11 protein-coding genes, 1 tRNA gene and 2 rRNA genes (1 of these 14 cut by a window edge) are annotated in these 12,000 nt (G+C 58.1%); 6 read left to right on the top strand and 8 right to left on the bottom strand.

From position 1 onward, the window contains the following. Nucleotides 1-35: 35 nt before the first annotated feature. On the bottom strand, nucleotides 36-281 hold the full coding sequence (locus I6L46_RS18595; protein WP_005357633.1) for a YecH family metal-binding protein: 246 nt from the start codon (nucleotides 279-281) through the stop codon (nucleotides 36-38). 209 nt (nucleotides 282-490) lie between these two features. Between I6L46_RS18595 and I6L46_RS18590 the strand changes: the two genes are divergently transcribed. After that, nucleotides 491-1,774: a dicarboxylate/amino acid:cation symporter gene (locus tag I6L46_RS18590; RefSeq protein WP_216976662.1), complete on the top strand. Its 1,284-nt coding sequence runs from the start codon at nucleotides 491-493 to the stop codon at nucleotides 1,772-1,774. An 11-nt stretch (nucleotides 1,775-1,785) separates the two neighbouring features. Here the strand turns inward: I6L46_RS18590 and I6L46_RS18585 are convergent, their stop codons facing one another. Both I6L46_RS18585 and I6L46_RS18580 read right to left on the bottom strand, forming a co-directional pair. Next, on the bottom strand, nucleotides 1,786-2,100 hold the full coding sequence (locus I6L46_RS18585; RefSeq protein WP_005339933.1) for a DUF2007 domain-containing protein: 315 nt from the start codon (nucleotides 2,098-2,100) through the stop codon (nucleotides 1,786-1,788). Between the two features lie 9 nt (nucleotides 2,101-2,109). After that, nucleotides 2,110-3,012 (bottom strand): LysR family transcriptional regulator, encoded by a 903-nt coding sequence (locus tag I6L46_RS18580; RefSeq protein WP_019444678.1) that lies wholly within the window; start codon nucleotides 3,010-3,012, stop codon nucleotides 2,110-2,112. A gap of 96 nt (nucleotides 3,013-3,108) precedes the next feature. Between I6L46_RS18580 and I6L46_RS18575 the strand changes: the two genes are divergently transcribed. Together I6L46_RS18575 and I6L46_RS18570 are read left to right on the top strand one after the other, a co-directional pair. Next, nucleotides 3,109-4,161 carry an HlyD family secretion protein gene (locus tag I6L46_RS18575; RefSeq protein WP_108612463.1) on the top strand — a complete coding sequence of 351 codons (1,053 nt, stop codon included), beginning with the start codon at nucleotides 3,109-3,111 and terminating at the stop codon, nucleotides 4,159-4,161. Beyond that, nucleotides 4,161-5,714, top strand: a complete 1,554-nt coding sequence (locus I6L46_RS18570; protein ID WP_201996149.1) for a DHA2 family efflux MFS transporter permease subunit — start codon at nucleotides 4,161-4,163, stop codon at nucleotides 5,712-5,714. The genes I6L46_RS18575 and I6L46_RS18570 overlap by 1 nt, the downstream gene beginning before the upstream one ends. A gap of 77 nt (nucleotides 5,715-5,791) precedes the next feature. Here the strand turns inward: I6L46_RS18570 and I6L46_RS18565 are convergent, their stop codons facing one another. Then, on the bottom strand, nucleotides 5,792-6,418 hold the full coding sequence (locus I6L46_RS18565) for a lysoplasmalogenase (protein WP_005348507.1): 627 nt from the start codon (nucleotides 6,416-6,418) through the stop codon (nucleotides 5,792-5,794). A gap of 187 nt (nucleotides 6,419-6,605) precedes the next feature. Between I6L46_RS18565 and I6L46_RS18560 the strand changes: the two genes are divergently transcribed. Further along, nucleotides 6,606-6,749, top strand: coding sequence for a hypothetical protein (locus I6L46_RS18560; RefSeq protein WP_162182404.1), 144 nt, complete (start codon nucleotides 6,606-6,608; stop codon nucleotides 6,747-6,749). Between the two features lie 210 nt (nucleotides 6,750-6,959). On the opposite strand, the gene I6L46_RS18555 is transcribed toward I6L46_RS18560, so the two are convergent. After that, entirely contained in the window at nucleotides 6,960-8,078 is a 1,119-nt protein-coding gene (locus tag I6L46_RS18555) for a fatty acid desaturase (RefSeq protein WP_216976660.1), read from the bottom strand. Nucleotides 8,079-8,225: 147 nt separating this feature from the next. Here I6L46_RS18555 and fabR point away from each other — a divergent pair, with 147 nt between their 5' ends. Beyond that, nucleotides 8,226-8,846 carry an HTH-type transcriptional repressor FabR gene (gene fabR, locus I6L46_RS18550; RefSeq protein ID WP_005339921.1) on the top strand — a complete coding sequence of 207 codons (621 nt, stop codon included), beginning with the start codon at nucleotides 8,226-8,228 and terminating at the stop codon, nucleotides 8,844-8,846. 19 nt (nucleotides 8,847-8,865) lie between these two features. After that, nucleotides 8,866-9,231 carry a YijD family membrane protein gene (locus I6L46_RS18545; protein WP_139429529.1) on the top strand — a complete coding sequence of 122 codons (366 nt, stop codon included), beginning with the start codon at nucleotides 8,866-8,868 and terminating at the stop codon, nucleotides 9,229-9,231. A 478-nt stretch (nucleotides 9,232-9,709) separates the two neighbouring features. Here the strand turns inward: I6L46_RS18545 and I6L46_RS18540 are convergent. The 3 genes from I6L46_RS18540 to I6L46_RS18530 form a co-directional block, all read right to left on the bottom strand. Beyond that, nucleotides 9,710-9,786: transfer RNA gene (locus tag I6L46_RS18540), tRNA-Asp, on the bottom strand. 96 nt (nucleotides 9,787-9,882) lie between these two features. Beyond that, nucleotides 9,883-9,997 (bottom strand): 5S ribosomal RNA (gene rrf / locus I6L46_RS18535). Nucleotides 9,998-10,116: 119 nt separating this feature from the next. Next, nucleotides 10,117-12,000 (bottom strand): 23S ribosomal RNA (locus tag I6L46_RS18530); it runs 1,006 nt beyond the window's last position.

Genomic DNA, 12,000 nt, shown 5'->3' with positions numbered 1-12,000 from the left:
AATTGAGCGAGCGCCATGATGCGCTCGCAACGGGATTAACCATGGTTGCAAATCTTGTCGGCGCGGGTCTGGAAACCTTCGGCCGAGTCGATGAATTTGCCTCGGGCGGCCAGAAAGTCGATCAGCGCTTCCGCATCCATCTCGCTGGCGCTGCAGGTATGAAAACGGGCCTCGGCACCGAACCGCTCGGCCATCGCCTGTTTCAGGCTGGCACGGGTAAATTGCCCCCCTTGCGCCAGCATCATCTCCATCACTTCGTGACCATGAACCGATTGCGACATCTCTCACCTCAATAATGAACATATTTAATGCCAATTAAATATCTCCCCGCCCGGAGGGATCTTGATATAGGCCAATAAATTGCGCATTTCCTGGTAAGGGGAGTGGTCACCGCCACTGCTTTGTCGATAATGTGGCAACCCGCGTCAGGGATCGCTACACTGGCGCCCCTTTTTGGCCATCGCAGACAATGTATAAGGATATTGGCGTCATGCTGTTCCATGGAGAGGCTCTCAAGCCCTGGCAGATCTGGACCCGCCGACCACTCTGGCTCAAGACTCTGATCGGCATGCTGACAGGGGTGGGTCTGGGCGTCGGCTTTGAAGAGCAAGCCCTGCTGCTCAAGCCCCTTGGCGTCCTGTTCGTCAACACCATCCAGATGCTGATGGTGCCCCTCATTTTCTGTTCGGTCATCGCCGGCCTCACCTCGCTGCTCAAGGGCAAGGCCCTCGATCGCATCGGCAGCAAGGCGATCTGCCTCTACTTCTGCTCGACCGCCATCGCCATCTGCATCGGCCTGATGATGGGCTGGCTGCTGGAGCCCGGCATGGGCGCCGACATGGGCCCCTATGAGCGGATCGGTATGTCGGAACCACCCACCCTGGCCAGCGTGCTGAGCCATCTGGTGCCGAGCAACCCGGTACAGGCGATGGTGGATGGCAAGATCCTGCAAGTAATTGTCTTTGCGGTGGCGCTGGCGGTCGCCCTCAATGCCAGCGGTCGCCGTGGCCGCCCCGCCATCCTCTTCTTCACCTCGCTGGCAGAGGGGATGTTCAAGCTGACCCAGATGGTGATGGCGCTCGCCCCCTACGGTGTCTGCGCCCTGATGGCCTGGATGACCGGCAAGTACGGTCTCGCTCTGCTGCTGCCGCTGCTCAAGGTGATCGGCGCCGTCTACCTCGGCTGCCTGCTGCACGTGCTAGGGGTCTACAGCACCCTGCTGCTCCTGCTGGCACGGCTCAATCCGCTGCACTACTTCAAGAGCATCGTTGATGCCCAGGCGGTGGCCTTCACCAGCAGCTCCAGCAACTCCACCCTGCCCATCAGTCTGGCCTGCGCCGAGAAGCGGCTGGGTGTCTCCCCCGCCATCACCGCCAAGGTGCTGCCCATCGGCGCCACCATCAACATGGATGGCACCGCCCTCTATCAGGGAGTGACTGCGCTGTTCGTAGCTCAGGCATTCGGTGTGGATCTGCACATGGTCGATTACCTGACCATCATCAGCATCGCCACCCTGGCCAGTATCGGCACCGCAGGCACCCCGGGCACCGGGCTGATGCTGCTGACCCTGACCCTGACGGCGGTGGGCTTGCCGCTGGAAGGGGTGGCTCTGATTGCAGGCATTGACCGGATCCTCGACATGGCGCGCACCACGGTCAATGTATCGGGGGATATTCTGGTGTCGGTGCTGATCGCCCGCAGCGAAAACGAACTGGATCTGGCGATCTATCACGATGCCAGCGCAGGTGAAGATATCGAGTTCCCGCCGCGCTAGCGGAAGAAAGATCAGCTGTCGTGGGGATCGTGATGACAGCGCCAGCAGACGTCGAAGTTGGCGCCGTTCTCCTCCCCGCACTGGCCGCACAGCCAGCCGTTACCCTGACGCTGCTGGTAACGCTCGATGACCCTTCCTGCCTTGCTGCGATCCTCGGCCCGCACCATCAGGGTCACCTGCAACATGTCGACCGGCAGTTCGCCAAGGGCGCCAGACAGCCCCTCGCCATTGAGGCGCACCAGCACCCCTTCCGCCTCCAGCGCCCCTTTCAACGCGTGCGCCTCCAGGGTGTGTGAGGCGCGATAGAGATTGATCCAGTTATCCATAGCTCCCCCTTACAACAACTTGTCGATGCCAAACTCGGCGCCGTTCTCAATCATGAAATCGATGAATGCCCGCAACTTGCGCGGCATCAGTTGCCGCTCCGGAAACAGCAAATAAATTGGCACCCTGGGTTGCTGCCACTCTGGCAGCAGGATCACCAATTCGCCGCTGGCCAGCTCATCCTGACAGAGCATAGCGGGTAACGAAGCCAACCCCAGCCCCGCCTTCGCTGCCTCCCGGGCACAGGTAATATTATTGACCCGAAAACGGGATGGGGGGTCAACCAGCACCTCTCTGCCATCCAGCTCGAAACACCAGTGAGAGGCGAGAAACCCGCTGCTCACCGTCACCCGCTCGTGGTTGGCCAGATCCTCCGGCCGCTCGATGACCGGGCTGCGGGCCAGATAGTCCGGGCTGGCACAGAGCAGCCTTCCGGTGCTCCAGAGTCGGCGCGCCGCCAGATTGGAGTCGCTCATGTCGCCAATCCGCACCACCGCATCCAGCCCTTCGCTGATGGGATCCACCACCCGGTTGGTCAGCTCCAGCTCCACCTGCAGGGCGGGATAGGCCTGCAAAAACTTGGCGACCAAGCGCCCGACCACCAGTTGCCCCGTCTCGATGGGCACCGCCAGTTTGAGGGTGCCGGTTACCTCCTGCTGGCTGGCGCTCAGCATCAGCTCGGCTTCGGTCAGGGCATCGACCGCCTTGCTGCAGTGCAGGTAGTACTTCTCCCCCTCCTCGGTCAGAGTGAGCTGACGGGTGGAGCGATAGAGCAGACGCACTCCGAGCCGCTGTTCCAGCTCGGCGATGCGGCGGCTGACCATCGCCTTGGTCATCCCCAGCTCGCGGGCGGCCCCCGTAAACGAGCCCTTGTCGACGATACGCACCAGAATTAACGCGGCATTGAGATCCATTGTTGCACCAGTGAAACTGTATATCTCGTGAACCAATACTAATCGAAACAGTTGACCAGTGTTAGCCTGCGCCCCTTAAGTTCAGGAATCACAAAAATGAGTCAACACAAAAAAATTCCCCTGCTGGCAGCCATGATATTGGCGCTGCTCGGTCTGCTGTTCGCCGGTTACTGGTATCTTCACGGCCGCTATTTTGAAAGCACCGATAACGCCTATCTGCAAAGTGAAGTGACCGGGATCAGCTCCAAGCTGCCCGGCTATATCCGCGAAGTGCTGGTCACCGACAACCAGCCGGTCAAAGCGGGCCAACTGATCGCTCGTCTCGATGATCGCGAATACAAAACCAGGGTCGCGGAGGCCGAAGCCGACCTGCGCCTCAATCAGGCGACGGCGGAAAATCTGGCCGCCACTCGCACCCAACAACTGAGCCTGATCCAGCAGGCCGAGGCCAAGGTCGCCTCCGCCAAGGCCGAACAGCTGCGCGCCAGCCAGCAAGTCAACCGCATCAGCCAGCTCAACCAGCGTCACTACAGCTCGCAAGACAGTCTGGACGAGGTACGTGCCGGCCTGCAGGTCAATCAGGCGCAAGCCCGAGAGGCCCAAGCCGCCCTGCAGGCGGCCCGTGAGCGACTGCTGGTACTGGATGCCGAGCGCAAACAGAATCTGGCCAAGCTGGCATTGAGCGAAGCACAACTGGAGCAGGCCAAGCTGGAGCTAGGTTATACCGAGCTGCGGGCGCCGGCCGATGGCATCATCGGCAAGCGCAGTCTGCGGGAAGGGCTCTACGTCCAGTCCGGCATGCAGGTCGCCAGCCTGGTGCCGCTGCAACAGGTGTGGGTCGAGGCCAACTTCAAAGAGACCCAGCTCGCCCATATGCAGCCGGGCCAGAAGGTCGAAGTGGTACTCGATGCCTACCCGGATCAACCGGTCGAGGGGATCATCGACAGCCTGGCGCCGGCCACCGGTGCCAAGTTCGCCCTGCTGCCACCGGAAAATGCCACCGGCAACTTCACCAAAATCGTGCAGCGGGTGCCGGTCAAGATCCGCATCCCCGAGCCGGGCCCACTGGCAGGCAAGCTGCTGCCGGGTCTCTCGACCGAAGTGATCGTGGATACCCGCACTCCTGAGCCCGTGGTAGCTGCCAACTGATGGAACCCATTCCACGTCGCAACTGGATCGCGGTCATGGGGGGGCTTATCGGCGCCTTCATGGCCATCCTCGATATCCAGATCACCAATGCCTCCCTGAAGGATATTCAGGGGGCCCTGTCAGCCACCCTGAGCGAGAGCTCCTGGATCTCCACCTCCTATCTGGTGGCGGAGATGATCGCCATCCCCCTGAGCGGCTGGTTGAGCCGAGGGCTGAGTGTGCGCCGCTACCTGCTCTGGACCACCGGTGCGTTTATCGCCGCCTCCGTGCTCTGCTCGTTCAGCTGGAACCTCACCAGCATGATCGTCTTCCGGGCGCTGCAAGGCTTCACTGGCGGGGCGCTGATCCCGATGGCCTTCTCCCTCATCGTCACCCTGTTGCCATTACAGAAGCGGGCCACCGGCATGGCGCTGTTTGGCCTCTGCGCCACCTTCGCCCCCGCCATCGGCCCGACCCTCGGTGGCTGGCTCACCGAGCAGATGTCGTGGCACTACATCTTCTATCTCAACGTGCCGCCAGGACTGCTGGTGATGGCCATGCTGGCCCACGGGCTGGATAAAAAACCGGTGGACTGGGCCGTGATCAAGCGGGTCGACCTTATCGGGATTGTCACCATGGCGCTTGGCCTCGGCCTGCTGGAGGTGGTGCTGGAAGAGGGCAACCGGGAGGACTGGTTCGGTTCAAGCTTCATCGTGCGACTGGCGGTCATCTCGGCGGTGGCGCTGGTGTTCTTTGTCATCAGCCAGCTGATCCGCCGTCACCCACTGGTCAATCTGCGGCTGTTGCACAACCCGCGCTTCGCGCTGGCCTGCTTCGCCTATCTGATCCTCGGCATGGCGTTGATGGGATCTATCTATGTGTTGCCGCTCTACATGACCCAGATCCACAACTACAACGCGCTGGAAATCGGCGAAGTCCTTATGTGGATGGGGCTGCCGCAACTGCTGGTGCTACCGCTGGTGCCCAAACTGACCCACAAGATAGACCCGCGCTATCTGGTGAGCTTCGGCTTCCTGATCTTCGCCGTCAGCTGCTTTATGAACGTTAACATGAGTGCCGACTACGCCGGGCCGCAGCTGATCCAGTCGCTTATCGTGCGGGCGCTGGGGCAACCCTTCATCATGGTGCCGCTCTCCCTGGTCGCCACCGCCAGCCTGAGTCACGACGAGATCCCCTCCTCCTCGACCCTGCTCAACGTGCTGCGCAACCTGGGTGGTGCGTTCGGTATCGCCATCATCGCGACCCTGCTCGACAACGATACCCGCACCCATGTGCTGCAGATTGGCAGCACTCTGGCCGCCAGCAGTATCGAGGGGCAAAACTATCTGCTGCAACTGGCCCAGAGCATGATGGCGCAGGGTTCAGGCCCCGAGATTGCCCAGCAGCAAGCCCACGCCATGCTGGCCAATACCATCAACCGGGAAGCGGCCATCATGGCCTACAACCAGGTGTTCTACATCATGGGGATCTTCTTGCTGATCGCCAGCGGCCTGATGTTGTTGCTCAAATCCCCCGCCCCACGGGCAGCGGATGCCGAGCCGCTAGAGGCGTGAAAAACGCCGGGCATAAAACAAAAAACGGGCCAATGCCCGTTTTTCGTTATCTGTTACCTGCACTCAACCAGAAGACGTTATCCCGCCAGCGACCCTGCAATCAGGAATTGCGCTGCGAAGTAGCTGCTCATCACCCAGGCGCGGGCGTGGGGAAAGGGGCGGCGGAAGCGATCGAGCGCCAGCATGCTGTCGGAGAAGAGGAACATCAGCGCCCCCACCAGAGCGGCGGCCGAACCGGCAGTGAGAGAGGCGTGCCAGGCACCGGCGGCCACCCAGGCCATGCCGATGATCACCAGCATGTAGCAGAAGACCGGGATCCGCATCTCCCCCAGCTTGCCCCACAGCAGGCCAAAAACCATGCCAGCGATCAGCAACAGCAGCAAACCATCCACCAGATTGAGCAACAATGGCCCCTGAGCAAAACCGACGATATAGCAGAGATGCGCGACAAGAAATGCCGCCAACCCCTGAATGAAGCGATCGCTTGGCAGCATCAGCAGCACATCGCCCGCCAGCGAGAGGCAGAGGCCTAGCAGGATCCAGGCGTGTGAACCATCGTGGTCATAACTCTGGTAGCCGAACGCCAACGCGATGATAAGCAGCATGGTCAGCGGCTTGCTGATATAGAACTGGCGGCTGTCTGAACCGTAGGCAGCACGGATGTGCCACCAACCTGAAGCGATGATCAAGAAACTCAATAACATGCCCTGCTCCTCACCTGTTGCTCGCAGTCATACGGCAACCGTTTTTATCATGGTGCAGGGTAACAAATTCCCTCCCCCAGTGGCAGGGGTGCTTATCAAATGGGCAGGCTAAGCCTAAAGTCTAATTGCCGCACCGAGTGGTTCAGGGCATAAGTGACGGGTCTGGAGGATCACCATGGAAGAAGCTATGAAAAACTATCTGCCCGCCATCGATATCATGATGTGCCATCTGGGGATCAGCTTTGAGCAGGCCTGCGAACAGCTCGGTCTCAGCCAGCAGGAGCAACAGGCACTGGATCAGCTGCAGCAACAGCAGAGCCAAGCCAACTAAGCCCTCCCGTTATTGGATATCATGATGCGCCATCTGGGGATCAGCTTTGAGCAGGCCTGTGAACAGCTCGGTCTCAGCCAGCAGGAGCAGCAGGCACTGGATCAGTTGCAGCAACAGCAGAGCCAAGCCAACTAGCTTGAGTTGAATCATAAAAGAGAAGACCGCCAGCAGGCGGTCTTCTCTTTTAGTCTCTGTGATAACCGGGCGGCATCATGCAATACCTGCCAGCAGGCGACTCCAGTTGCGTTTACCTGCGATAAAGCCGTCCCGCAGGGCCCGATACTCCAGTTGCAGCTTGAGGCGGTCATAGCGCGCCAGCGCCTTGCGCTTGCGCAGCTCCAGCAGCCGCTTGCGACTGGCGTAATAGTGTTGCAACTGCTGGCTCAGCTTGTCGTACTCCTCCTGCAGCAGCGCCTGCCACAGTTCGCGATCTTCCTGCTTGCGCAACTTGGCTTGTGCCCGTTTCAGCTGCATCTGCAGCCGGGCTTGTTCGATACGCTCCTCCGGCGAAGATCTGAGGTCTCCCGCCAGACCGCACCAGGAGGCGAGCCGGATCAACCACTTGGTCGGATCGAACTGCCACCAGTGAATGCCGTTGCGGTAGTCATTCTCGAACAGGTGGTGAAAGTTGTGGTACCCCTCGCCAAAGGTGAAAAAAGCCAGGATGCCGTTATCGCGAGCGGTATTGCGATCGGTATAGGGCTGACTGCCCCAGATGTGGGCCAGCGAGTTGATGAAGAAGGTAGTGTGGTGAGTCATCACCATCCTCAGCACGCCCGCCAACAGCAACATGCCGAGCAAGTCCCCGTGCCACAGGCCAAGCAGCAGCGGCAGCCCCAGATTGGCCGCCAGTGCCAGCGTCAGATAGTGACGGTGCTGAAACGCGACCACCGGGTTGTTTTGCAGGTCTCGCACATTGCTGTAATCACCATAGCGATCTCCCTGATACTCCCGCAACATCCAGCCGATGTGCGAATACCAGAAACCGCGCCCCGCGCTGTAGGGGTCTTTATCGTTGTCATCCACATGACGATGGTGACGGCGGTGATCGGCCGACCAGTGCAGGGCCGAATTCTGCAGCGCCAACGCACCGCCGATGGCAAACAACCACTGCAAAGCGGGGTGCGCCTTGTAGGCCTTGTGCGACCAGAGCCGGTGATAACCTGCGGTGATGGAGAGACCACTAAGGCAAAACAACAACAGGAAACTGGCCCACTGCCAGAGATCGTAACCGTGGCTCACGCCGTACCAGGGCACGACAATCAGCGCCACTATCCCGGAGAGGGAGAACAGCAGGGTATTGGTGAAAATAATGGGGGGTCTGGCCATCTCATTGCATCCTTTCAGCGAACAGCTGTTAGCCATTTTCTATGGTGATTTCCTCACGGTCAATGGTAAAAAAGTAGGATACAAACCTGATCCTGAGGCGCCTTCGGGTTATCATTTGTCCTCGTTAAGCTGAAGGTGACTGATTTCGTGGGTATTCGCGCTCAACAAAAAGAAAAAACCCGGCGTACATTGATCGATGCTGCATTCAGCCAACTGTGCGCCAATCGGAGTTTCTCCAATCTCAGCCTGCGGGAAGTCGCTCGCGAAGCGGGTATCGCGCCCACCTCTTTCTATCGCCACTTTCGCGATATGGAGGAGCTGGGCCTGACCCTGGTTGACGAAGGAGGTCTCACCCTGCGCCAACTGATGCGCCAGGCACGCCAGCGCATTGCCGGTGGCGGCAGTGTCATCAGCACCTCGGTGCAAACCTTTATGGAGTTCGTCGAGAACAACCCCAACATCTTCCGGCTGCTGCTGCGGGAACGCTCCGGCACCTCGGCCGCCTTTCGTCAGGCGGTGGCTCGCGAAATCCAGCACTTTATCGCAGAGCTGACCGATTATCTGGAAGCCACCACCGAAGCACCACGGGAAGATGCCTATATCCAGGCAGAAGCCATGGTCACCATCGTCTTCAGTGCCGGTGCCGATGCGCTCGACATGACCAGCGAAGAGTGCCGGGCACTCTCCGACCGAACAATTCGCCAACTGCGGATGATCGCCATGGGCGCCGAGGTACAAAACCAGAAGCGCCGTGAACCTCACCCATGACCACAGGATGGAGAACGATATGACTGAACAGCTTATGATCCCGAAAAAACCGCTCGCCATGGCCATGCTGATTGGTATCTGTGGCGATGCCTCTCTGGCCGTGCTGACCAACTCGGTCGTGCCTTTCTCCTTCTTCCCGCTGATTGCCCTCTGGCTGGCGGCCTACCAGCTCTTTCAGCACTATCGCCATGAGCCCATGGTGGGCAACACTCCCATCTGTACCCTGCTCTGCTTCTTTATCGGTGCCTTCGGTCACTCTGCGCTGCTCAAGGTGCAATACCCGGAGCTTGGCAGCAACTTCTTCTCTCTGATTATGATGTTGCTGTTACTGGCGGCCCTCTCCATCAAGCTCGGCCTGAGCATTGGCAACAAAGAGAAGCCCTGATAAATAGACCGAGTGATGGTAATCAGCTGATAGATAAAGCAAAGAGGCCTTCCCGTCGGGAAGGCCTCTTTGCTTGAACGGTACCTGATTAATCCGGCAATCTCGGTATTCCCAACCTAGCCAAGCTGCTGGGTTTCAAGATCGACGTGCAGATGGAAGCGGAGGTGGTCAATGTGGAACTGCTCTGTAGCCAGCAAGCGACAGAAGCCTGATTTGACCACCTGTAGAGTCATTCAGATAGCTGTAAATGAAACTGATAAGACTCTGATATAGCCCGAAAATAGTGGGAATAAGAGGCTATCTGGCACTCTTACTTGGCAGGGAAACGCCAGATATTGGTGGTTTAACACGCTAAAAACACCAAAGCCCGGTCGTGAAGCCGAGCTTTGTGTTAGTTCCTGTGTGCAAATCTGTGGGTCACTGAACAAAATCGCCCATAGCAAAAAGGCCTTCCCATCAGGGAAGGCCTTCAAATTAGTGGCGGAGCGGACGGGACTCGAACCCGCGACCCCCGGCGTGACAGGCCGGTATTCTAACCGACTGAACTACCGCTCCGCATTCGGTTAGCTTGCGCTAAATCTTTTGCCGCTTCTTTATGAGGTGTCATCCTCGCAGCCGGCTATGTGTTTTCACATCACCGTTTAATTGGGTGCCTGGCAGTGTCCTACTCTCGCATGGCGAATGCCACACTACCATCGGCGCTACCGCGTTTCACTTCTGAGTTCGGCATGGGATCAGGTGGTTCCACGGCGCTATGGCCGCCAGGCAAATTCTTCAATCTTGGAAAGTTGACGTGAATAACGATGTTGCCCGTGGCTTGTCGTTATCACTGAATTAGTAGTTCGCTCGTTTGCTACAAGCCTCAGAACACTTCTTGGGTGTTGTATGGTTAAGCCTCACGGGTAATTAGTATGGGTTAGCTCAACACATCACTGCGCTTACACACCCCACCTATCAACGTTGTGGTCTCCAACGGCCCTTTAGGACCCTCAAGGGGTCAGGGATGACTCATCTCAGGGCTCGCTTCCCGCTTAGATGCTTTCAGCGGTTATCGATTCCGAACTTAGCTACCGGGCAGTGCCACTGGCGTGACAACCCGAACACCAGAGGTTCGTTCACTCCGGTCCTCTCGTACTAGGAGCAACTCCCTTCAATCATCCAACGCCCACGGCAGATAGGGACCGAACTGTCTCACGACGTTCTGAACCCAGCTCGCGTACCACTTTAAATGGCGAACAGCCATACCCTTGGGACCGACTTCAGCCCCAGGATGTGATGAGCCGACATCGAGGTGCCAAACACCGCCGTCGATATGAACTCTTGGGCGGTATCAGCCTGTTATCCCCGGAGTACCTTTTATCCGTTGAGCGATGGCCCTTCCATTCAGAACCACCGGATCACTATGACCTACTTTCGTACCTGCTCGACCTGTCCGTCTCGCAGTTAAGCTGGCTTATGCCATTGCACTAACCTCCTGATGTCCGACCAGGATTAGCCAACCTTCGTGCTCCTCCGTTACTCTTTGGGAGGAGACCGCCCCAGTCAAACTACCCACCAGGCACTGTCCGCGAGCCCGATTCAGGGCCCTGCGTTAGAACATCAAACATACAAGGGTGGTATTTCAAGGACGGCTCCAGCGCAACTGGCGTCACGCCTTCAAAGCCTCCCACCTATCCTACACATGTAGGTTCAATGTTCAGTGCCAAGCTGTAGTAAAGGTTCACGGGGTCTTTCCGTCTAGCCGCGGGTACACCGCATCTTCACGGCGAATTCGATTTCACTGAGTCTCGGGTGGAGACAGCATGGCCATGGTTACACCATTCGTGCAGGTCGGAACTTACCCGACAAGGAATTTCGCTACCTTAGGACCGTTATAGTTACGGCCGCCGTTTACCGGGGCTTCGATCAAGAGCTTCGCTTGCGCTAACCCCATCAATTAACCTTCCGGCACCGGGCAGGTGTCACACCCTATACGTCCACTTTCGTGTTTGCAGAGTGCTGTGTTTTTGATAAACAGTCCCAGCCATCTGGTCACTGCGACTCCCGACAGCTCCATCCGCAAGGGACTTCACCATCAAGAGCGAACCTTCTCCCGAAGTTACGGTTCTATTTTGCCTAGTTCCTTCACCCGAGTTCTCTCAAGCGCCTTGGTATTCTCTACCCGACCACCTGTGTCGGTTTGGGGTACGATGACTTGTAATCTGAAGCTTAGAGGCTTTTCCTGGAAGCAGGGCATCAATGGCTTCCACACCGTAGTGTGTTCGTCTCGTGTCTCAGTGTTGTGTCTCCGGATTTGCCTAGAAACACCACCTACGCACTTTCACCAGGACAACCGTCGCCTGGCCCACCTAGCCTTCTCCGTCCCCCCATCGCAATTACAAGTCGTGCAGGAATATTAACCTGCTTCCCATCGACTACGCCTTTCGGCCTCGCCTTAGGGGTCGACTCACCCTGCCCCGATTAACGTTGGACAGGAACCCTTGGTCTTCCGGCGAGGAGGCTTTTCACCCCCTTTATCGTTACTTACGTCAGCATTCGCACTTCTGATATCTCCAGCATACCTCTCGATACACCTTCGCAGACTTACAGAACGCTCCCCTACCACTCACACATAAGTGTGAATCCGCGGCTTCGGTGCCTGGTTTGAGCCCCGTTACATCTTCCGCGCAGGCCGACTCGACTAGTGAGCTATTACGCTTTCTTTAAATGATGGCTGCTTCTAAGCCAACATCCTAGCTGTCTGAGCCTTCCCACATCGTTTCCCACTTA

This window comes from Aeromonas sp. FDAARGOS 1416, assembly GCF_019048085.1.
Taxonomy (GTDB): Bacteria; Pseudomonadota; Gammaproteobacteria; order Enterobacterales; family Aeromonadaceae; genus Aeromonas; species Aeromonas veronii.
The sequence above is the reverse complement of the archived record's forward strand: the minus strand, read 5'-3'. Positions and strand labels throughout refer to the sequence as shown.